Below are 22849 nucleotides of genomic sequence, written 5' to 3' on the forward strand. Positions count from 1 at the left end.
AAATCTATAAGAAAATTCATGCAAAAAAATAACGACACTCCTAAAGTGCCGTTAAATGATTTCTGTATTTTATGATAATCTTTTCCTAAAAAGTACCCGCTATGCTACAGGTCAAATCCTAGGTTAACCCCTAATTTCTTAGCTATCAACTTATTAATACGAACTTTAAGTTCTGGTATACGTACACTTTCCAATACGTTATTGGCAAAAGCATACATTAACAAAGCCCTAGCTTCCTTTTTAGGAATACCACGGGATTGCAAGTAGAATAAAGCATCTTCATCTAACTGACCAATGGTACAACCGTGAGAACATTTTACATCATCTGCAAAAATCTCCAATTGTGGTTTGGTGTTAATAGTAGCCTTATCGCTTACCAAAATATTATTATTCTGCTGGAAAGCATTAGTCTTTTGTGCAAGTTTTTCTACGATGATTTTACCATTAAAAACACCGGTAGAACTATCACCATAAATACCTTTATAATCTTGGTGACTTTCACAATTAGGTTCTATGTGATGGACCAATGTATGATGATCTACATGCTGCTTGTCTCCTAAAATTGTTACCCCTTTCATTGTTGAGTCTATATACTCTCCATTTTGAAAGAAGTTCAAGTTATTACGAGTCAACTTTCCACCAAAAGAAAAAGTATGTATTTTAACTAGACTCTTATCTTTCTGATCTATATAGGTATTGTCTATTAATGAAGCTGTAGCTGCATCATTTTGGATTTTATAGTAATCTACAATTGCACTTTTTGCTGCAAAAATTTCAGTCACGGCATTAGTCAAAATCTCATTTGAGGTCAAACTCTGGTGACGCTCTATAATCTGAACTTCTGCATTTTCCTCTACAATAACCAAATTCCGTGGTTGCAATAAAAGTGAAGCCTCATTACCTGTAGCGAAATGAATAATTTCGATTGGCTTTTTAGGCATTTTGTTTTTAGGAATGTAAATATACGCTCCCTCTCTACTAAATGCCGTATTCAATGTGGTAAGTGACTCATCTTTTGACGCCACTTTATTGAAATATACATCTATAACAGGCTTGTACATTGGTTTTGTAAGTGCTGCGCTCATCAAACAGATATCTACACCATCATGGGTTGTTTCTGAAAGATATGAGCTATAAATACCGTCTACAAAAACGATTTTATAGGAGTCTATTTCATGTAAAAAATACTTCTTTACATCTTTATACTCAAGGGTATTTTCTTCACGAGGAAAAATACTGAAATCTATTTTCTGAAGGCTATTTAAGGATGTATACTTCCAAGCTTCTTCTTTTTTACTAGGGAAACCTTTCAGTTCAAAGTTCTTTATGGCCTCTGTTCTAACATCGTGCACGGAGTGCTCAACATCAACGTTGTTCTCAAACGCCATAAATGAAGAAATTAATTTATCTTTTAAATCCATATTCTAATAAGTATTAAGTAATGAGTATTAAGTAATGAGTACTTTGTATTCATTACTTTTACTTTTTACTTCTTAAACTGCAGTTTCCTGCTTTAACCAATCGTATCCTTTTTCTTCTAACTCCAAGGCCAATTCTTTTCCTCCGGACTTCACAATTTTACCATTGTGTAGTACGTGAACAAAATCAGGAACGATATAATCCAATAAGCGTTGGTAATGTGTAATTACAATTACAGCATTATCTTTACTCTTTAGTTTGTTAACGCCGTTAGCTACAATACGCAGGGCATCAATATCCAGACCAGAATCGGTCTCATCCAAAATGGCTAATTTTGGCTCTAACATTGCCATTTGGAAAATTTCGTTTCGCTTCTTTTCACCACCTGAAAAACCTTGGTTTAAAGAACGAGACAAGAACTTACGGTCAATCTCTAACAATTCTGACTTTTCACGAATCAGCTTCAACATATCCTTAGCTGGCATATCCTCAAGACCTCTTGCTTTCCTAGATTCATTGATCGCGGTTTTCATAAAGTTTGTAACAGAAACTCCTGGGATTTCTACAGGATACTGAAAAGAAAGGAAAACCCCTTTGTGAGCACGTTCTTCAGGAGAAGTTTCTTCCAAATCTTCACCTTCTAATTCAACGCTACCCTCGGTAACTTCAAATTCTTCTTTACCTGCAATTACAGATGCCAAGGTACTCTTACCAGAACCGTTAGGCCCCATAATAGCATGAACCTCACCAGCTTTTACCTCTAGGTTAATTCCTCTTAATATTTCTTTGTCCTCTACACTAGCGTGTAAATTTTTGATTTTAAGCATTTTGCGAATCTTATTTATTAATCAAACTATAAACTGCATTTGGTAAGATTAACCTACCGAGCCTTCTAAACTAATTTCCAATAATTTTTGTGCCTCTACGGCAAATTCCATGGGCAATTTGTTCAGAACTTCTTTACTGAATCCGTTTACGATCAAGGCAATGGCTTTTTCAGTATCAATACCCCTTTGGTTACAATAAAAAATTTGGTCTTCACCAATTTTACTGGTAGTTGCCTCATGCTCTATTTGAGCACTTTTATTCTTTGCTTCTATATACGGAAATGTATGGGCACCACATTCATTACCCATTAAGAGTGAATCACACTGAGAAAAGTTACGGGCATTCTCTGCACGACTGTTTACCTGCACCAGACCTCTATAACTATTTTGGGATTTTCCTGCGGAAATACCTTTGGATATAATGGTACTACGCGTGTTTTTACCCAAGTGCACCATTTTGGTGCCGGTATCCGCTTGCTGGTAGTTGTTGGTTACAGCAATAGAATAAAACTCACCAATAGAGTTATCTCCTTTTAATATACAGGAAGGATATTTCCAAGTTACAGCAGAACCAGTTTCTACCTGCGTCCAAGAGATTTTGGCGTTTTTCTCGCACAAACCTCTTTTAGTAACGAAGTTATACACTCCACCTTTACCCTCTTTATTACCAGGGAACCAATTTTGTACCGTTGAGTATTTTATCTCGGCATCGTCTAACGCAATTAATTCTACAACGGCAGCATGTAACTGGTTTTCATCTCTGGATGGGGCTGTACAGCCTTCCAAATAACTTACATAGCTATCTTCATCTGCAATTACCAGCGTTCTTTCAAACTGCCCTGTACCTGCTTGATTGATCCTGAAGTAAGTTGACAACTCCATTGGGCAACGCACCCCTTTTGGAATGTAGCAGAAACTACCATCTGAAAAGACCGCAGAATTTAAAGCCGCATAAAAGTTGTCTTTCTGTGGAACCACAGATCCTAAATACCTCTTAACCAATTCAGGATGTTCTTTTATTGCTTCGGAAATTGAACAAAAAATGATTCCTTTTTCAGCCAAAGTCTTTTGGAAAGTTGTTGCTACAGAAACCGAATCCATAACAATATCAACCGCAACATTTTGCAATTTCTTTTGCTCGTCTACGGAAATACCCAATTTCTTGTACATCTCCAACAGCTCTGGATCTACGTCGTCCAGCGTTTTATTTGGGTCCGCTTTTACCGGTGCGGAATAATAACTGATTGCTTGAAAATCCGGTTTGGTGTAATGTACATTGGCCCATTCCGGTTCCTCCATCTCTTTCCAAATTTTGAAGGCTTCCAAGCGCCAAAGGGTCATCCATTCAGGCTCTTCCTTCTTTTTGGAAATGGCGATGACGATTTCCTCATTTAACCCATTCGGGAAAGTATCAGACTTAATATCCGTATAGAAACCGTACTCGTACTCCTTAGTTTCGAGTTCCTTTTTTAGTTCTTCTTCTGTATATGCCATTTTTTCCTTTTATACCAATTACACTAAGGCAATTGAATAATTAGTTTCTTAATCGTTCCCGTTTACAACGAGAAACTCTCTCCGCACCCACAGGTGCGTTGCGCATTTGGGTTGTTAAAAACAAAACCCTTTCCGTTCAGTCCGCCAGAATATTCTAAAGTGGTCCCTACCAAATAGAGAAAACTTTTTTTATCTACAATAATGCGCACATCGTTATCTTCAAAAACCTTATCGGTTTCATCCATTTTTTTGTCAAAATCGAGTTCATACGATAGGCCGCTACACCCACCACTCTTGACACCTACGCGAACAAAGTCCTTAGAGGCATCAAATCCTCCCTCGGTCATTAAGTCAATCACTTTCTTTTTCGCAGTCTCAGATACTTGAATCATAAGCATTTGGATTTAATCTAAATAGTTCACAAATATACGGCATTAGTAGGGTTTTACCATAAGAACTAACATTATTATAACGTATATTCAAATAAGGTTTTTCTATCTTAATTTGAAACAGCTCGTTTAACTCAGTGCAAACCATTAGCAGTCAGTTTTTCATTAACAATAGTGCGACCACTGCACTCACATTTTGCAAACCAAATATCTCATCACAACTATTGCTACCCTTTCACCAAAATGAAAAGAGAATACTATCATTGTAACACAAATAAAAATTTAAAAAAACAATGTTAAAGTATTTTAATATTTTTAGAAAAATTTACATCAATTTCCAATGAAAATATCAGGGTTTTCTTTCGTTAAAAATGCCGTTCGTTTTGAATATCCGGTAATAGAATCTATAAAATCCATTTTACCGCTATGTGACGAATTTATAATAGCTATTGGCAAATGTGATGATGGCACATTAGAATTGATTCAGAGTATCAACGATGAAAAAATAAAAATCATTGAAACGGAATGGGATGATAGCTTAAGAGAGGGAGGCAAAGTTTTAGCGGCTGAAACAAATAAGGCATTAAAACACATTTCAACAGATTCAGATTGGGCATTTTATATTCAAGCTGATGAAGTTATTCATGAGAACTGCTTGACCCCAATTAAGAGAGCAATGTTGGAATCTAAAGATGATAAAAATGTAGACGGCCTACTCTTTAAATATCTTCATTTTTATGGTTCGTTCGATTACATTGGAGCTTCTTCCAATTGGTATTCACATGAAATAAGAGTCATTAAAAATAACGCTAATATCTATTCCTATAAAGATGCACAAGGATTTAGAAAAAATGACAACGAAAAGCTTAACGTAAAATCTATAGATGCTTTTGTATACCATTATGGCTGGGTTAGAGAACCTGAGGCCATGCAAAGAAAACAATCAAATTTTGGTTCGCTCTACCGAGGTAAAAAAGAATTAGAAAAAGCGAAAACAGGCCCCAAAAAATATATCTACGAAAATAGTATACATAAAATAGCTCCTTTCAAAGGCAGTCATCCTAAAATTATCATACCACGGATAGAAATGAAAAACTGGACATTTGACTACGAAATTTCCATGAGCCGCATAAGCCTTAAGGATCGTTCTAAAAAAATATTAAAAAAATACTTTGGCATAGATACCTATTACAAAAACTACAAAATAGTTAAAAGGTAACTGTATTCCCTTAATGAAAGGTTTAACAATATTAACTGCTATTTTTCCACTCCTTAAACGATTTGATATAAATTTATACTTCTTACTTTTGCAAAATGCTAGAAGATAAAAATCAAGAACGTACATCTTTGGAAAAATTAGGTGAGTTTGGACTCATTGACCATTTGACCAAAAATTTTGAAATAAAACAGAAGTCGACCTTTAAAAGTATCGGTGACGATGCTGCCGTATTTGACCATAAGGAAAAAACGGTTTTAACAACAGACCTTCTTATAGAAGGCGTACATTTTGACCTCAGCTACATGCCCTTGAAACATTTGGGCTATAAAGCGGTAATGGTCAACCTATCCGATGTGTACGCCATGAACGCCACGGCTACTCAAATCACGGTGTCATTAGCCGTTTCTAACCGTTTTCCACTTGAAGCGCTAGAAGAACTCTATGCAGGTATTGCGCTTGCGGCAAAGGTTTTTAATGTTGACCTTATTGGGGGAGATACTACTTCATCTACTTCAGGAATGTTAATAAGCATTACTGCCATTGGTGAGGCAAAAGAGGAAGAAATCACTTATCGTGACGGAGCCAAACCAAACGACCTACTTGTTGTTAGCGGAGATTTAGGTGCCGCATATATGGGCTTGCAAGTTCTAGATCGTGAAAAAGAGGTTTTTAAAGTAAACCCAAATAACCAACCCGATCTTTCGCCGTACTCCTATATTGTAGAACGACAATTAAAGCCCGAGGCGCGCAAAGATATTGTTCAACTTTTGAAGGACCTAGAAGTGCAGCCTACCGCCATGATCGATATTAGCGATGGTCTTTCTTCTGAAATTCTTCACCTCTGTAAAAATAGTAAAGTGGGATGTAATCTCTTTGAGGAGAAAATTCCGTTGGATCCTACCGTAATTTCGGCTTGTGAAGAATTTAATGTAGATAGTACTATGGTAGCGCTTAGTGGCGGGGAAGACTATGAGTTGCTCTTCACCATTTCTCAAAACGATTTTGATAAAATTAAAGGCAACCCTAGCCTAACCGTAATAGGTCATATGACCGATGAAAGTGAAGGTGCTCATTTGGTTACAAGAGGAAACACCAAAATAGAACTGACCGCTCAGGGCTGGAATTCTTTCAATTCGGACAACTAGTTTTTTTAGTATGGAAAAGCATAAAAGAGGAAGGAAAGTAGCTTTACGATTGACAGTTTTTACTATAATTTCACTTCTCTTTTATGCCTGTGCATCGGTACCAAAACTATCTGATAAAACAGAATTACTCATCAAAACGGTAATGCATGAGCCTGTACCTGAAATGATAACAGGTAAAACCGGTTATGTCATTTCTGATGGCTGGAAAGTTTGGTACGAAAGTATTCCTTCTAAAGCACCTAAAAAAGGCACCGTTCTTTTAGTGATGGGTGCCGCAAACGATGCACTGAGCTGGCCTCCTAGTTTTATTTCAAAATTTACAGATGCGGGATACGAAGTTATACGTTATGACCATAGAGGCACCGGGCTGACCGAACGTTTAAAAAACACGGATAAAGAGTACACTTTGAACCAAATGGCCCATGACCCCATTGCTATTCTAAACGGATTAAATATTGATAAAGCCCACATCATTGGGGTTTCCATGGGAGGTATGATTTCGCAGATTGCTACTATCCAAAATGAAAAACGATTTGGAAGTCTTACCTCAATCATGTCTACAGGTAATCTTTTAGACTCCTCGTTACCCACTCCATCACCAGAAATCCTGTCAAAAATGATAAGTGCCGTTATTAAATACGGTATTATTGGAGGCAAGAAAAGTCAAATTAAACTTCAATTCGTTCATAAGCGCATTTTAATGGGCGAAGCTACAGGAGATATTTCAAGCAAACCTATTGCCGAAGCAGCATTGTATAACTTAAAAAAGCGCAACGGGTATCATTTTATCGCTGGCAAGCAGCATCAACAGGCCATAGAAACAGCTAAATCAAGATATGATGCACTGTCAAAATTGAAATTACCTGTACTTATAATTCATGGAGAGCAAGATCCTGTTATTCCTATTGAACATGGAAAAAAATTGATATCTCTTATCCCTAATGTAGATAGTTTGTGGGTAGACAACATGGGTCATGATTTGCCCGATGCAAAAATGGGCCTTATTAGTACCAAAATTTTGGAAACGATTGAAGAAACCAGACCTTAATGACTTAAAAAACAGATAGTTATTCTCATTTTACCCAATTTTAAAACAAAAAATTCCCGAAAATAAAGGACATACCTAACTAATACTGTTGTGGGGCGAACGACAGTGGAGAACGAGGCTGTTTCCTAAATTTCCGGAAATAAGTTTAAAATTCCGAGGGTTTTACGGCTCAGAATTTCGGTGCCAAAGCATAGTTAGGCGGCATGCTCTGCTGCCCTATGTCTTTTCTGAAATATATTTTCTAAGGTTTTATTGATATCCTGCAGTTCTGGGGTAAGCGTTGAAAGATTTCCACTTACATCTGTTGTCACTTGTTTTCCACAATGGATACATTTGTACTCTTTAATGTGGAGGGTCACTTTTTTTGACACCGTGTAGTGATGCCCGAATAAACTGCAAAAAAACTTCTTCATGGTTGTAGGTTTAAAAACGCATCATCGGTCCTTGGGAAACCGCTTCTGCAAAAATTTGGGTCTGATCGTTTAAGTGTTTTTTAGGCACTCTTTTACTTGAACGCCATCATATCTTTTTTTATTGGATGCCATTCTCTCAATGTGCCGTTTTTTCGATGAAATACATTTTATTCGATGAACAACACTTTAAAATCGGCCTTTGCTACATTTGTTATCAGGTGAATTTGCGGTATCTTTCCGCGATTTTATCAGTTTCTAAAAAACGTGAAGGTTTGTTCTTGTAATTCATCGATCCGGATGAATAACCTCCCATTTTTTCGATAAAGGGTAGAGCCCTAATAGAATCAACAGAAATGATTTACTCTTATAATTCAAATCAATGTTTGTCATAAATAAGGAAACCAAAGAGGTTCTAGTCACTGCATTCGCATTGTTCTCATTGTTCTTTGGTGCCGGCAACCTTATATTACCTCCACTGCTAGGTAATAAGTCCGGTGAATTGTGGTGGCTCGTTGCTTTGGGTTTTTGTGCTTCCGCTGTACTTATTCCTATAATGGGTATTATGGCACACGCCAAACTGCAGGGTACTATTTTTGACTTCGGAAAAAAAGTTTCACCTACTTTCAGCCTTATTTATTCCTTACTCATCTATATTATATCCATTAGCCTTCCATCACCCAGAACAGCTGCCGTAACTCATGAAATGGCTATCCAACCGTTTTTTGATTCCCCACCACTATTAACTAGCATTGTATATTTTTCGCTGGTATTTGTATTTGTTATTAATCGCTCAAAAATTTTGGATATTCTTGGCAAGCTTCTGACCCCTGCCATTATTCTTATTTTATTCCTTATAATAGGTACTGCTCTTTTTTCTTATGATTTTGTTTTCAGCGAGACGGTATTTCCAAATCCGTTTTCAGATGGTATACTTGAAGGCTATCAAACTTTTGATGCCATTGGAGCCGTAGTGGTTGGCGGTGTAATTATCATTTCAATCAACTTAAAAAAACAAGATGCTACTTACGACGAGAAAAAAAAATTGATACGCCGCTCAGGTTGGTTGGCCGGTCTTAGCCTGTTTCTTATTTATACCGGACTCATCATTACAGGTGCTTTGATGCACGGCGAATTCAGTGCAGACGTTTCACGAACGGCTTTATTGAGTGGAATAAGCTTAAAGACTTTGGGAGGTACAGCCAATCTATTTCTAAGTATTTTAGTAAGTCTTGCCTGTTTTACTACTGCCGTGGGAATAGTTACTGGTACTGCAGATTTCATAAAATATAGATTTCATGATTCACAGCCCGTATATCTAACAACCGCTATATTGGGTTGTATATTAGGAATAGTCATGGGACAATTTAATGTAGGCTATATTATTGCCGTGGCCTTACCTGCACTTATGTTTATCTATCCTATCACTATTGTACTTATTCTTTTAAATATAGTGCCTGATAAATTCGCTTCTGAAAAAGTGTTCAGAGCAGTGGTGATAACAACCATAATTTTTAGCGTTCCTGATTTTCTGGGAAGCATTGGACTTACAGAAACTATTTCCAAAGTCCAGTTTTTTATCCCATTAAGCCCTTATAGTCTAGGGTGGGTATTGCCAGCTGGGGTCGTTTTTGTTGCAGCAAATCTCTTGCAAAAAAAGCAATCATCAGAAAAGACACATTCTTAATCTATATTTTGAGAACAATATCTCAAAAGTATTTTTAGGTATCTTAATCTGGCTTTTGAAATTGGAGACTCACCATTTATCCCAATACCTCGTAGTTCCTTATGAATATTTTCTGTCTTTCTTACAAGAGTTTCCAATTCGATAAAATTTTCATGTACAAAATCTCTAATTAGCTCGTTTAATAGGTCGTTTAGCTTTTCATAATAACTTTTAATCAAAATAGTCAAATCTATATGGTCTTCCATACCATCGACAAAATTGTGTGCCAATTTTAGGCCATTCCATTTTGGATGTTCTTCTATCTCTTTTGACAGATACTCTTTAAATTTATCAATATTAATAGTCTCAAATCTATATGTTCCATCAGTAGTCCTGCCAATTTTAGATATCAAAGGTAAATATTGAACATGTGCGGTAAAGTTCCTAAGTTGTTTGATAAAACAGTGGAAAGAGTCATTATAATAATCCTCCGTTGAGTTTTTAATGTTGAAGTATTCAATAAAAGATAATGCGCTAGAAAGAACATTATGGACCTTAGTCACCAAAACTTTTTGTCGATACCATCTCTTTAAAGAATCAGTTAAAAGTATGTCATTATTCGAATAATATTCTTCAAGGGACTTTTCCCAATCTATATAATTTCTTCGGAAAGGAAAAAAGGAAGTTTTAATTGTTAACAGTTCTGTGAATTTATAATAAGCTACGGATTCTCTTATATCTCTAGACTCGTTTATTAGGCGTGTTCTATCTTTCAAAAATTCAGAATCCCATTTTTTCATTGTAGATTATTTCACATAATTAAATTATAATCAATAATGTTGAGCCACCAACTTCTCATTCGCATATTGGACTATATCGCAGAATAGGTATTACCAGCAGGGGTCGTTTTTGTTGCAGCAAATCTCTTGCAAAAAAAGCAATCATAAACGACCCCGACGGGTATTACTTTAATATAAAAAATGAAGGCTTGATCATCAAGTTACTTATTCATCAACTCTTCAATCTCCTCAACTTCAATAGGAATATTGGCCATTAAATTAAAGGGCTCTCCTTTTTCTTGGATGACCACATCATCTTCTATACGGATTCCCATTTTTTCTTCAGGGATATAAATACCCGGTTCAACTGTGAAAACCATATTCGCTTCCATTGGTTTTTTCAGTTCCCCGTAGTCGTGGGTGTTCAATCCTATATGGTGACTAGTTCCGTGCATGAAATACTTTTTGTACGCTGGCCAGTCTTTGTTTTCATTCTGAACGTCAACCTTATCCAATAGACCTAAACCTAAAAGCTCTGAAGTCATAAGTTTACCACATTCTACATGATAATCTGCCCAAATTGTACCAGGCACCAACATTTTTGTTGCTTCATTTTTTACTCTAAGAACGGCTTCATAAACCTCTTTCTGTCGTGGTGTAAATTTTCCGTTTACAGGAATGGTTCGCGTTAAATCAGATGAGTAGTTGGCATATTCAGCGGCAGTATCCATCAAAATTAAATCCCCACTTTTACACTGTTGGTTGTTTTCAACATAATGTAATACGTTGGCATTGTTTCCGGAAGCAATGATAGGCGAATACGCAAAACCCTTAGAACGGTTGCGAATGAATTCATGCAATAATTCCGCCTCAATTTCGTATTCCCAAACTCCCGGTTTGGTAAAATCAAGAACACGTCTAAAACCTTTATCCGTAATATTACAGGCCGTCTGCATCAAATCGATTTCTTCTGGCTCTTTTACTCCGCGAATCTTTTGAAGTATGGGGTTACTCTTTGCAACTCGGTGCGCAGGAAATTTTTGTTTGCAATCTATTATAAAACGATCTTCCCTCGTTTGGGTCTCTACCGCCTGTCTATAATGCTCATTTGTGTTGAAGTAAACGGTTTCGGCCTCCGTCATCAAATCAAAAAATACTTTATCAAAATCCTGTAACCAATAAATGGTTTCTATACCAGATACTTCGGTTGCTTTCTCTTTGGTCAATTTCTCACCTTCCCAAACGGCTATATGTGCATTTGTTTCTCTTACGAATAAGATTTCACGGTGTTTTTCAGCTACGGCATCAGGAAACAAAATCAGCATAGTTTCTTCCTGGTCCGCGCCGCTTAAATAAAAAAGGTCTCTATGCTGTTCAAAAGGCAAAGTGCTATCCGCACCAATAGGGTAAATATCGTTGGAATTGAAGACGGCTATGCTATTTGGCAGCATTTCCGCCATAAATTTCTTTCTATTTTTTATAAATAGACTACTCTTTATTTGCTCGTACTTCATATCAATTTTGAATTTTATCAAAATTAATGATTTACAACTACCCGCAAATGGTAAGACCCCAAAGGTTTGTTAAAACCTTTGGGGTCCATAATTAAAGTTGGTTATGTTACTTGTTCAATTGTCCGAACCTGTTTAAACTGAGAACGAACCTTTTATTATATAGAGTAGCACAGGATAAATCTTGTGCTTTGAACTTTAACACTTGAATAAATTAACAAAATTTTAAGCTAGGACACAATAGAAACTACGATTTTTAACTGTTTTCTCGTTAACTGTTAGTATATCAGGGTTTACTTGTAAGTATAATCTGTACTTTACGGTTGTAAGACTGTATTTTAATCCAGTTTTGTCTACTTTCATCTTAAAGAAAATCTATTTTATGAAATTTTCCATCGCTGCCCTATTTCTCTTTTTGGGCTTACAAATGTTTGCACAAATTACGCCTACATCCGCAGAAAAGATTTCAAAAGCGCTTCTTCAAAAGGAACAGATGGCGTCCACATCCTTGGTAAAAAATATACCATTACAGAATATTGGACCCACCGTTATGAGCGGAAGAGTTGTGGACCTAGATGTCAACCCAGGTAATCCCATAGAATTCTATGCTGCTTATGCCAGTGGTGGACTATGGTACACCAATAACAATGGCACATCTTTTACCCCGGTAATGGACAATTCTGAAACGCAAAACATTGGTGATATTGCCGTGCATTGGAAAACGCATACAATTTGGGTAGGGACAGGCGAAAACAATGCCTCAAGGTCTTCTTATGCGGGTATCGGAATTTTAAAATCTACGGACCACGGTAAAACGTGGCAGCATATGGGTTTGAACGATTCGCATCACATAGGTCGCATTCTTATTAACAATAAAAATCCAAATGAAGTTGTAATTGGGGTTACCGGACATCTATATTCAGCAAATACTGAACGAGGTATTTACAAAACCTCAGACGGTGGCAAAACATGGAAAAAAACATTGTTTGTGAGCGATACAGCGGGAATAATCGATATAGCTCAAACTCCAAATAACTTCAATATTCTATACGCTTCTGCTTGGGAAAAGGATAGAAAAGCATGGGATTTTCTTGGGAATGGAAATGATTCAAATATTTATAAAAGTACGGATGGAGGAACTTCATGGGAGAAAATTTCTACGGATGCCAGTGGCTTTCCTACTGATTACGGCGTGGGACGTATAGGGCTAGCGGTTTACGATGAAAATACGGTTTACGCCCTTCTTGACAATCAGAACCACCGTGAGAAAACCGAAGATTCAGATAAAAAAAACGAGGAATTATCTAAAGAAGATTTTAAATCAATGTCCGAGTCGGAGTTTCTAAAACTAGATGACAAGAAGCTTAATGCCTTTCTTAAAACCAATAATTTTCAAGAAAAATACCGTGCGGAAAATGTGAAGCAAATGATTCGCAGCGGTGTCGCAAAACCCGCAGATATTACTACGTGTTTGGAAAATGCGAACACTTCTCTTTTTGATACGCCAGTAATTGGCGCCGAAGTGTATCGTAGCGATGATGGCGGCAAAACCTGGAAAAAACAAAATGAGGATTATATTGACGGATTACTCTACAGCTACGGTTACTATTTTGGAGAAATACGAGTAGACCCTAATGATATAAATAAAATATATTTGGGAGGTGTGCCCATTATAAAATCCGTTGATGGGGGTAAAACCTACACCTCTATTAATGGAAAGAACGTACATGCCGATCACCATGCGCTATGGATGAACCCTCAAAAGCCTGGCCACTTAATTAACGGTAATGATGGCGGAGTGAACATTTCTTATGACGATGGTGCAAATTGGATTAAAAACAACTCACCCTCCGTTGGGCAGTTTTATGCAATAAACGTGGACAACCAAGAGCCCTATCATGTGTACGGAGGCCTTCAGGACAATGGTGTTTGGGAAGGCCCACATAATGCGAAAGAAGATTCAAAATGGCATCAAACCGGAGAATATCCTTGGAAATCCCTTATGGGAGGAGACGGCATGCAGATAGCGATTGATAGTCGCAACCATACTACTGTATATACAGGATATCAATTTGGCAATTATTATCGTATTAACAAAAATACTGGAAAGCGATATTACATTCAGCCTAAGCATGAATTGGGTGAGCCACCTTATCGATTCAATTGGCAAACCCCTATTTTACTATCTCCTCACAACCAAGATATTCTTTATTTAGGGGGAAACAAACTACACCGATCCATGAACCAAGGTGATGATTGGGAAACTATTTCACCAGATCTGACCCATGGTGGCAAAAAAGGTAACGTAGCATACGGTACGCTCACAACCCTTTCGGAATCTCCTTTTTCCTTTGGATTGCTTTATGCAGGTAGTGATGACGGACTCATACACATCTCAAAAGATAGTGGAGCCAATTGGGACAACATTTCAAAAAATATAGATTTATCTCAGTTTTTGAACCTTAAGAACTTACAGAACGGCCCTAATCTTTGGATGAGCCGTATTGTGGCTTCCAAACACAAAAGAGAAAGGGTATACGTTAGCTTAAACGGATACCGCTGGGATGATTTTACGCCTTATATTTTTAAAAGCGAAGATCATGGAAAGACATGGACGACCATTTCTTCCGGAATTCCTGATTCGCCCGTAAATGTAATTATCGAAGATCCCGAGAACGAAAACCTCCTCTTCGTCGGCACCGATAACGGACTCTACACTTCTTTTGATCAAGGCAATTCTTGGGAAGTTTTCCAAAATGGAATGCCCAATGTTGCCGTTCATGATTTAGTAATTCAACCGGAAGCCAAACACCTGTTAATTGGCACTCATGGACGAAGTATTTATAAAGCCGATATTTCGACCTTACAAAAAATGACATCGGAACTACTTGCTAAAGATGTACATGTTTTTAAACTAGATGACATAAAACACTCCGATAACTGGGGAAATGCTACCAGCACTTGGTCCAAACCGAATACACCTGGGCTTGACATCACTTTTTATAGTTTTAAAGAGCAGAATTTTACGGCGGAAATTCGTACCTCCGAAGGTATTATAGTAAGTGAAACATCGGTTAATGCTGATAAAGGACTAAATATTCTTTCTTATGATCTAACTTTTACAAAAGAGGGGAAAGCATCATATTTAAAAAAGAATAAACAAAAACTTAAAGTTGCAAAAGACGAGAAGACCTATTTGCCCAAAGGTGAATATACAGTACAGCTGAAGGGCAATAAAAACCATTCAGAAGCTACCTTCATCATTGATTAGGCATTGACAACTTGGTTATAAAACAAAATAGAGCCCCGAATCGGGGCTCTATTTTTAAGTAGGTTTTTTTGATTTTCCGGTGGGGACCGGTATTTTTTATAAGCTCTGTAGGTTAAGTAGCGGACTTGGGATTCGTTACTTGTTTCGGTTAAGTTCTAGAGTTGATTTGGGGTCATTGCTATCACTTAATTACACTGTAAACTTACGGCGGTTTTCCCGCTCTCCTAAATTATTGTTGTGAACTAAGGCGAGTCTGTTGTGAAAAATATGAAAGGTGCATTTCTTCGGTGATAGTCCAATAAATAAGATTTTTATAACTGATACGAACAAAAAGAGAGCCCCAAAACGGGGCTCTCTTTTAAGTAGGTTTTTTTGATTTTCCGGTGGGGACCGGTATGTTTTTGTAAGCTTTGTAGGTTAAGTAGCGGACTTGGGATTCGTTACTTGTTTCGGTTAAGTTCTAGAGTTGATTTGGGGTCATTGCTATCACTTAATTACACTGTAAACTTACGGCGGTTTTCCTGCTCTCCTAAATTATTGTTGTGAACTAAGGCGAGTCTGTTGTGAAAAATACAAACGGTTCATTTCATCGGTGAACTTCACTATTTCGCAACAAAAAGCCCTTGCAAAAACAAGGGCTTTCAAATTAAATATTAGGCATTATAGTATTAAGCATGCTGTTCTTCATGCTTGCCTTCTTTTATTTCTTCGACTAACTTGGAATTAAAGGCTGGTAAATCATTCGGGTTTCTACTGGTAACGAATCCTTGGTCTACTACAACCTCTTCGTCTACCCAGTTCGCTCCAGCATTTACCAAATCGTCTTTAATAGAATTAAAACTAGTCATTTTACGCCCTTTTACAACGTCAGCGCTAATTAGTGTCCATGCCGCATGACATATGGCCGCTACTGGCTTTTCTTGCTTAAAGAAATCTCTAACAAAGGTCAATACCTTTTCTTCTCTTCTTAGCTTATCAGGATTGATTACCCCACCTGGTAACATCAATGCATTATAATCATCGGCAGTTACCTCGTTAATGGTCTTATCTACTTTATAGGAATTGGACCAGTTGCCATCTGCCCATCCTTTAATTTCTCCTGATCCCAAACTTACTATATCTACCTGAAAGCCTTCCTTTTCCATAGCTTCCTTAGGAGATTTTAATTCACTTTCTTCAAATCCATTTGTAGCTAAAATTGCTATCCTCTTCATATATGTTGTATTTTAAATGATTATTAATTTATTTCACTTGCAATATAACCTCAACATACAGAACGCCTTGACGGTAAACCTGATGATTTTTGCTCTATCCATAAGCTTCTAAATGTTCAATTACTTCTGCCAAACATCTATCTAATTCTTTCTTCACTTCGGTCTCCCAAAAACGAAATACCTTATACCCTAAACGCTCCAATTCGGCATTGACTTCTTCATCGCGCTGCATGTTCCTTTCTATTTTAGCAATCCAGAATTCGCGGTTAGTCTTCACCTTGGGTTTTCTTTCTTCCCAATTGTGGCCGTGCCAATATTCCCCATCTATAAATATGACGGTCTTGTACTTTTTTAATGCGATATCAGGCTTACCGATCAGTTTTTTATAATCAATGCGATACCTATAACCTGCGGCATAGAGTGCTTTTCTGAAAGCCAGTTCAGGCTTGGTGTTCTTTCCCCTTATTTTGCTCATGATTTTAGAGCGCTTTGGGGTCGTGTAGAAACCCGATTCTTCATTGAACCGAGGGACTTTAATTCGTTCTTTGGAATATGCTTTGGACATACTTTAAAATAACAAAAAATCCCAAACTCCATAAATAGGAGTTTGGGATTTTCTATATCTAAAAGAGTGCGGTAAACACTCGTACTGTCTTATCCTTTGGTGGTCGCACTTAAATATTCACGATTCATTCGGGCAATGTTCTCCAAAGAAATTCCTTTAGGACATTCTATCTCACATGCACCGGTATTGGTACAGTTTCCGAACCCTTCCAAGTCCATCTGACGCACCATGTTCTGTACTCTATCTACTGCTTCTACCTGCCCCTGTGGCAACAAAGCAAACTGAGATACTTTAGCAGAAGTAAACAACATAGCACTTGCGTTCTTACAAGCTGCTACACAAGCACCACAACCAATACAGGTAGCGGCATCCATAGCTTCGTCTGCTGCATGTTTATTGATAGGCGTAGCATTAGCATCAACTGTATTCCCAGATGTGTTTACAGAGATGTAACCACCAGCTTGCTGAATTCTATCAAAAGAACTTCTATCTACTATTAGATCGTTTATTACCGGAAATGCAGTTGCACGGAAAGGCTCAATAACAATAGTATCACCATCATTAAACTTACGCATGTGCAATTGACACGTGGTCACCAAACGGTCAGGCCCATGAGGCTCACCGTTTATCTGCAATGAACATGCACCACAGATTCCTTCACGACAGTCATGATCAAATTGTACGGGCTCATCTCCTTTGTTAATCAATTCTTCATTAAGAACATCTAACATTTCAAGGAAAGACATATCGCCTTCTATACCTTTTATAGGGTAGGTAACCAATTCACCTTTGGCGTTGGCATCTTTTTGACGCCATATTTTTAAATTAAGCTTCATAGTTATCTATTTATAACTTCTTGTCTTTAATTCGATATTCTCGTACTTCAGTTCCTCCTTATGCAAAACTGCATCTTTAGGCTCTCCTTTGTATTCCCAAGCGGAAACAAATTTAAAGTTCTCGTCATCACGCAATGCTTCTCCTTCCGCAGTTTGGTACTCTTCTCTAAAGTGGCCACCACAAGATTCATTTCTTGTTAATGCATCTTTAGCGAACAGTTCACCCAACTCAAGAAAATCTGCCACACGGCCTGCTTTCTCCAATTCTTGGTTCATTCCGTCTGCTTTTCCAGGGATTTTTACGTTCGCCCAAAAATCCGCACGGAGGGCAGAAATCTCATCAATAGCCTCTTGCAAGTGCTCTGCGTTTCTAGCCATACCACACTTGTCCCACATGATTTTACCCAATTTCTTGTGATAAAAATCAACTGAATGCTGACCGCTACCCGCCATCAACTTGTCCAATCTATCTTGAACAGTTTTTTCAGCTGCATCAAATTCTGGGGAATCCGTTGGGATAGCTCCTGTTCTAATATCTTTGGAAAGATAATCTCCTATAGTATAAGGAAGCACAAAATAACCGTCGGCCAGACCTTGCATTAATGCCGAAGCTCCTAAACGGTTAGCACCGTGGTCACTAAAATTAGCTTCACCTGCGCAGTAACATCCTTCTATAGTTGTTTGTAAGTTATAATCTACCCAAAGACCACCCATTGTGTAGTGTACCGCTGGGTATATCATCATTGGCGTCTCATACGGGTTCTCATCTACGATTTTCTCGTACATCTGAAAAAGGTTTCCGTATTTAGCCTCAACAACTTTTTTACCTAAACGTGTAATTTCTTTATCATCGGCATTTTTGATACCGTGAGTCAGCGCCTCTTCTTCTCCATAACGTTGAATTGCAGAAGCAAAATCCAAATAAACGGCCTCACCTGTTTTATTAACACCAAAACCGGCATCACAACGTTCTTTAGCGGCACGTGATGCAACATCACGAGGCACTAAGTTTCCAAATGCAGGGTATCTTCTTTCTAAGTAATAATCACGATCTTCTTCCTTAAGCTGAATAGGCTTCAACTTACCTTCTCTAATGGCAATAGCATCGTCTTTTCGTTTTGGAACCCAAATACGCCCATCATTACGAAGCGACTCCGACATTAATGTCAGTTTAGATTGATGATCACCAGAGACTGGAATACATGTTGGGTGAATTTGCGTAAAGCAAGGGTTTGCAAAGAAAGCTCCTCTACGGTGTGCTCTCCAAGCTGCCATTACATTACTTCCCATTGCGTTGGTAGATAAGAAAAATACGTTTCCGTAACCTCCAGTAGCCAAAACAACTGCGTGAGCAGAGTGACGTTCAATTTTACCCGTAACCAAGTCACGCGCAATGATTCCTCTTGCTTTTCCATCAACAAGAACCATATCCATCATTTCATGACGGTTAAACGATTGTATCTTACCACGATTGATCTGTCTGTTCATGGCAGAATAAGCACCCAATAAAAGTTGCTGTCCTGTTTGTCCTTTGGCATAAAAAGTACGCGAAACCAATACCCCACCAAAAGAACGGTTATCTAACATTCCGCCATACTCTCTTGCAAAAGGAACCCCTTGAGCAACACATTGGTCAATAATATTAGCCGATTCTTCAGCTAAACGGTACACGTTAGCTTCTCTAGAGCGGTAATCACCACCTTTTATAGTATCATAGAAAAGACGATAAGGACTATCGCCATCACCTTGATAATTTTTTGCTGCGTTAATTCCACCTTGAGCTGCAATAGAGTGCGCTCTACGCGGTGAATCTTGGTAGCAAAATGTTTTTACGTTATAGCCCAATTCCGCCAAAGTAGCTGCGGCAGAACCACCTGCAAGCCCAGTACCCACAACGATAATATCTATATTACGTTTATTGGCTGGGTTTACGAGATTAATATCGTTTTTATGTTGGGTCCATTTAGCGGCCAATGGCCCTTTTGGAACTTTAGAATCCAATATGCCCATAATTAATGTGTTATTGGGTTAAAATGATGATAAAGTGCGATAAATATAAATCCTAAAGGGATTGCTATCGCATATATTTTAGTAGCTGTCTGAATGCCTGCAGAGTATTTGTTATTCACCCCTACCGTCTGAAAAGACGAAGCAAAACCATGCCACAAGTGCAATGCCAACAATACAAATGAGATAACATAAATAATTGTACGCCAGAAAGGCTGGAATTTATGAACTGTTTCCTCTAAGTAACGCGTTGGGTCTTCTGGGTTAACCGCTATGTATTTATAAGATATCTCTTGTACCCAAAAATCATACATGTGCAAACCAAGGAAAGCAAGAACTACCAAACCGGTAATAATCATATTCCTAGACATCCAAGATGAATTGGCCCCGCCGTTATAGTTCTTGTACTTTATTGTCCGTGCTTTATTGTTCTTTAATTCTAGTGCAATACCCATTGCAAAATGAACAATTACCCCAGCTATAAGAACAGGTTGCAAGAGATATTGCACCAATCCATTATAACCCATAAAATGCGACCACTCGTTAAAAGTATCCGGTGCAATTACAGAGGTAATGTTAATGACAAAGTGTTGTGCTAGAAAAAAGACCAAAAAAAGACCCGATAGGGCCATGACCACTTTTCGGGCTATCGAAGATTTTATCAATCCGCTCATTTTATATTACGTTGGAGTTAGTTTATAGACTATAGACAAAATTAGGTCATAAGCTTGGCTTTAACAAACTTTGTAAGCGTTTAGCAAAGTATTTAGAAACGTTTTAAGTAAACTACCTCTCGGCAAGCTCACAAGGCATCAAAAGGAATACACTTTGGTTTCGAGGCTAGCCTCGGAGCATTTAATACCGATTATCGAGTAAAAATTTCACCCCTAGAAGCAAATAGTTGTTGGCTTTGGAAATTTTCTATGTGTACATTTGCGCTTCAATTTACACTTCTTGTTTACGGTATATACATTTTTTGACCGATATTAAGGGTGAAAACGTACTCAGAGCTACACTACTACTATGGATATTGGTCTTCTTTCCGTAAGCATGAATGTCTATTCTACCCAGAGAATAGCAAACGAAGCCAAAAATTTAGGGCATTATATTGAATGGGTAGACCATACCAAGTGTTCCGTAAAAATAGGTAATGGCCAACCTCAAGTATTCTTTAGGGAAGAAAATATAATTGATGCTTTTGATGCCATTATTCCGCGTATAGGCACTAAAGTCACGCGCCATGGAGCGGCCGTTGTAAAACAATTTGAGATGAACGAGGTTTTTAGCTCCGCACATTCACAAGGTATTTCAAAAGCCAGAAACAAGATAAAGGCACTTCAGTTTATGGCAAATAAAGGAATTCCTATTCCGGACACCTTGTTTTCCATAGACCCTGACAATATTGAGCAACAGATTGAATTATTGGGAGGTACTCCTCTCATTATAAAACTACAGGAAGGCACGCACGGGCTAGGTGTTGTTTTGGCAGAAACTAAAAAATCTGCTAAATCTATTATTGATACTTTTTATAAAATGGATACCAGTATTCTCTTGCAGGAGTTTATTGAAGAAAGTAATGGCGAAGACATTCGTGCTTTTGTGGTTGGTGATAAAGTTGTGGCAAGCATGAAGCGCAGCAGTGGAAATGATGAATTTAGATCTAATGTTCATCGTGGAGGAAGCACCGAAGCTGTGCAACTCACCAAAAAAGAAGAAACCATGGCACTAAATGCGGCCAAATATATAGGACTTGGTGTAGCCGGCGTAGATCTCATCCGTTCAAAAAAAGGGCCATTGTTAATTGAAGTGAACGCCTCACCCGGTCTTCAGGGGATAGAAGCAGCTACAGGTGTTAATATTGCTAAAGAAATTGTGCGGTTCGTAGAACGAAACTGTAGAAAAAAGAGAAAGTAAACTTAGAAAAAAGGAACATCGGGAGCATATATGAAAACCAATAAAACAATTACCATTGAGGGCGAAAGCGTAAAGCCTGGAGAGACAAAACTGTTGAATATTAGTATTGACAGGCTTCCTACTGGAACCTTAATAGACATACCAGTTTACGTTTTCAATGCCAAAAAACCAGGCCCAACACTTTTGGTACAAGCGGGTCTGCATGGGGATGAAATCAATGGTATTGAAATTGTACGCCGTATGTTATCTGAAAAACGATTCAATATCACTAGAGGCGCAGTAATTGCCGTTCCCATTCTGAATATCTTCGGATTTATACATTATTCAAGAGATGTTCCTGATGGCAAAGATGTAAACCGTAGCTTTCCTGGGTCAAGAACAGGCTCAATGGCCGGTAGAATTGCTTATCACTATACCTCAGCTATTCTTTCTCAAATAGATTATGGAATAGATTTGCACACGGGCGGAGGTCAACGGCATAACTTTCCTCAAATTAGATACACCCACAATGATGAGCAGAGTGAAAAACTGGCCAAGGTATTCAATGCACCAATTTCATTTGCCTCCAAACTTATAAAAGGCTCGTTTAGAAATGCGGCTTTTTTATTGAAAAAACCTACGGTGGTTTTCGAAGCAGGTGAAAGTATGCGTTTTGATGAGTATTCCATTATTGAAGGTATGCAAGGAATTCTCAACGTCATGAAGCACCTTGATATGGTTACGACCCTAGACCCCAAATATATTGAACGGAACAATACCGTTCATCTTGGCGAAAGAAAATGGTTGCGCGCACCAACTGCGGGTATGTTTGTTCCCAGTATATCCAACGGAAGTGAAATTCGAAAAGGACAAGTTTTAGGCATTGTATCCGACCCTTACGCCAAAAGAAAGAAAACCGTAAAAGCGCCTTTTGATGGTCTAGTTTTTTGCATTAATCACCAAGCGGTAGTCAATCAAGGGGAAGCTTTATTTCATATTGGGAAACCTACCAATGAAGGTGTCATACAAGCGGATAGATAACAGCCATTCGTCCGATATCCATGAAGTTTAGTCGAGTTGGCAAAGAGTAGGTGATTCCGCCTAGTCAAAATAGCCTTAAAAAAAACCGACCAACAGGTTTGTTTGGAATTCCTTT

General features: G+C 38.0%; 19 protein-coding genes. 7 read left to right on the forward strand and 12 right to left on the reverse strand.

The genetic code is table 11. From position 1 onward, the window contains the following. Window positions 1-104: 104 nt before the first annotated feature. The 4 genes from sufD to IWC72_RS05580 all read right to left on the reverse strand — a co-directional run bounded on the left by sufD (window position 105) and on the right by IWC72_RS05580 (window position 4132). Window positions 105-1421 (reverse strand): Fe-S cluster assembly protein SufD, encoded by a 1317-nt coding sequence (gene sufD / locus IWC72_RS05565; protein ID WP_194525229.1) that lies wholly within the window; start codon window positions 1419-1421, stop codon window positions 105-107. A 72-nt stretch (window positions 1422-1493) separates the two neighbouring features. Beyond that, complete coding sequence (gene sufC, locus IWC72_RS05570; protein ID WP_194529102.1) at window positions 1494-2246, reverse strand: Fe-S cluster assembly ATPase SufC; 753 nt, start codon at window positions 2244-2246, stop codon at window positions 1494-1496. 48 nt (window positions 2247-2294) lie between these two features. After that, on the reverse strand, window positions 2295-3740 hold the full coding sequence (sufB, locus tag IWC72_RS05575; protein ID WP_194525231.1) for a Fe-S cluster assembly protein SufB: 1446 nt from the start codon (window positions 3738-3740) through the stop codon (window positions 2295-2297). A gap of 62 nt (window positions 3741-3802) precedes the next feature. After that, window positions 3803-4132 carry a HesB/IscA family protein gene (locus IWC72_RS05580; protein WP_194525232.1) on the reverse strand — a complete coding sequence of 110 codons (330 nt, stop codon included), beginning with the start codon at window positions 4130-4132 and terminating at the stop codon, window positions 3803-3805. A 337-nt stretch (window positions 4133-4469) separates the two neighbouring features. Here IWC72_RS05580 and IWC72_RS05585 point away from each other — a divergent pair, with 337 nt between their 5' ends. The 3 genes from IWC72_RS05585 (at window position 4470) to IWC72_RS05595 (ending at window position 7541) form a co-directional block, all read left to right on the forward strand. Beyond that, window positions 4470-5348 carry a glycosyltransferase family protein gene (locus IWC72_RS05585; protein ID WP_194529103.1) on the forward strand — a complete coding sequence of 293 codons (879 nt, stop codon included), beginning with the start codon at window positions 4470-4472 and terminating at the stop codon, window positions 5346-5348. A gap of 95 nt (window positions 5349-5443) precedes the next feature. Next, the gene (gene thiL / locus IWC72_RS05590) at window positions 5444-6493 is read left to right on the forward strand and encodes a thiamine-phosphate kinase (RefSeq protein ID WP_194529104.1); all 1050 of its coding nucleotides are present in this window, start codon (window positions 5444-5446) and stop codon (window positions 6491-6493) included. A 10-nt stretch (window positions 6494-6503) separates the two neighbouring features. Beyond that, window positions 6504-7541, forward strand: a complete 1038-nt coding sequence (locus tag IWC72_RS05595) for an alpha/beta fold hydrolase (protein ID WP_194529105.1) — start codon at window positions 6504-6506, stop codon at window positions 7539-7541. Window positions 7542-7735: 194 nt separating this feature from the next. Here IWC72_RS05595 and IWC72_RS05600 read toward each other — a convergent pair whose 3' ends face one another. Then, window positions 7736-7954 (reverse strand): hypothetical protein, encoded by a 219-nt coding sequence (locus IWC72_RS05600; RefSeq protein ID WP_038236978.1) that lies wholly within the window; start codon window positions 7952-7954, stop codon window positions 7736-7738. A gap of 379 nt (window positions 7955-8333) precedes the next feature. Here IWC72_RS05600 and brnQ point away from each other — a divergent pair, with 379 nt between their 5' ends. After that, a complete protein-coding gene (gene brnQ / locus IWC72_RS05605) occupies window positions 8334-9638 on the forward strand; it encodes a branched-chain amino acid transport system II carrier protein (RefSeq protein WP_194529106.1) in 1305 nt (434 codons plus the stop codon). On the opposite strand, the gene IWC72_RS05610 is transcribed toward brnQ, so the two are convergent. Both IWC72_RS05610 and IWC72_RS05615 read right to left on the reverse strand, forming a co-directional pair. Continuing rightward, window positions 9635-10417 (reverse strand): hypothetical protein, encoded by a 783-nt coding sequence (locus tag IWC72_RS05610; RefSeq protein ID WP_194525237.1) that lies wholly within the window; start codon window positions 10415-10417, stop codon window positions 9635-9637. The two genes, brnQ and IWC72_RS05610, sit on opposite strands and share 4 nt — an antisense overlap. A 200-nt stretch (window positions 10418-10617) precedes the next feature. Then, window positions 10618-11910: an aminopeptidase P family protein gene (locus IWC72_RS05615; protein ID WP_194529107.1), complete on the reverse strand. Its 1293-nt coding sequence runs from the start codon at window positions 11908-11910 to the stop codon at window positions 10618-10620. Window positions 11911-12289: 379 nt separating this feature from the next. Here IWC72_RS05615 and IWC72_RS05620 point away from each other — a divergent pair, with 379 nt between their 5' ends. Continuing rightward, a complete protein-coding gene (locus IWC72_RS05620) occupies window positions 12290-15178 on the forward strand; it encodes a VPS10 domain-containing protein (RefSeq protein WP_194529108.1) in 2889 nt (962 codons plus the stop codon). A gap of 668 nt (window positions 15179-15846) precedes the next feature. On the opposite strand, the gene IWC72_RS05625 is transcribed toward IWC72_RS05620, so the two are convergent. The 5 genes from IWC72_RS05625 to IWC72_RS05645 form a co-directional block, all read right to left on the reverse strand. Next, complete coding sequence (locus IWC72_RS05625; RefSeq protein WP_194529109.1) at window positions 15847-16392, reverse strand: type 1 glutamine amidotransferase domain-containing protein; 546 nt, start codon at window positions 16390-16392, stop codon at window positions 15847-15849. A gap of 94 nt (window positions 16393-16486) precedes the next feature. Continuing rightward, window positions 16487-16957, reverse strand: coding sequence for a very short patch repair endonuclease (locus tag IWC72_RS05630; RefSeq protein WP_194525241.1), 471 nt, complete (start codon window positions 16955-16957; stop codon window positions 16487-16489). An 89-nt stretch (window positions 16958-17046) separates the two neighbouring features. Beyond that, complete coding sequence (locus IWC72_RS05635; protein ID WP_194525242.1) at window positions 17047-17793, reverse strand: succinate dehydrogenase/fumarate reductase iron-sulfur subunit; 747 nt, start codon at window positions 17791-17793, stop codon at window positions 17047-17049. 6 nt (window positions 17794-17799) lie between these two features. Then, window positions 17800-19803: a fumarate reductase/succinate dehydrogenase flavoprotein subunit gene (locus tag IWC72_RS05640; protein WP_194525243.1), complete on the reverse strand. Its 2004-nt coding sequence runs from the start codon at window positions 19801-19803 to the stop codon at window positions 17800-17802. A gap of 2 nt (window positions 19804-19805) precedes the next feature. After that, window positions 19806-20474 (reverse strand): succinate dehydrogenase cytochrome b subunit, encoded by a 669-nt coding sequence (locus IWC72_RS05645; protein ID WP_194525244.1) that lies wholly within the window; start codon window positions 20472-20474, stop codon window positions 19806-19808. A gap of 349 nt (window positions 20475-20823) precedes the next feature. Between IWC72_RS05645 and IWC72_RS05650 the strand changes: the two genes are divergently transcribed. Both IWC72_RS05650 and IWC72_RS05655 read left to right on the forward strand, forming a co-directional pair. Continuing rightward, on the forward strand, window positions 20824-21714 hold the full coding sequence (locus tag IWC72_RS05650) for a RimK family alpha-L-glutamate ligase (protein WP_194529110.1): 891 nt from the start codon (window positions 20824-20826) through the stop codon (window positions 21712-21714). Window positions 21715-21744: 30 nt separating this feature from the next. Further along, window positions 21745-22734 carry a succinylglutamate desuccinylase/aspartoacylase family protein gene (locus IWC72_RS05655; protein ID WP_194529111.1) on the forward strand — a complete coding sequence of 330 codons (990 nt, stop codon included), beginning with the start codon at window positions 21745-21747 and terminating at the stop codon, window positions 22732-22734. The last annotated feature ends 115 nt before the right edge of the window (window positions 22735-22849 follow it).

This window comes from Zobellia roscoffensis (genome assembly GCF_015330165.1).
In the GTDB taxonomy this organism is placed as follows: domain Bacteria; phylum Bacteroidota; class Bacteroidia; order Flavobacteriales; family Flavobacteriaceae; genus Zobellia; species Zobellia roscoffensis.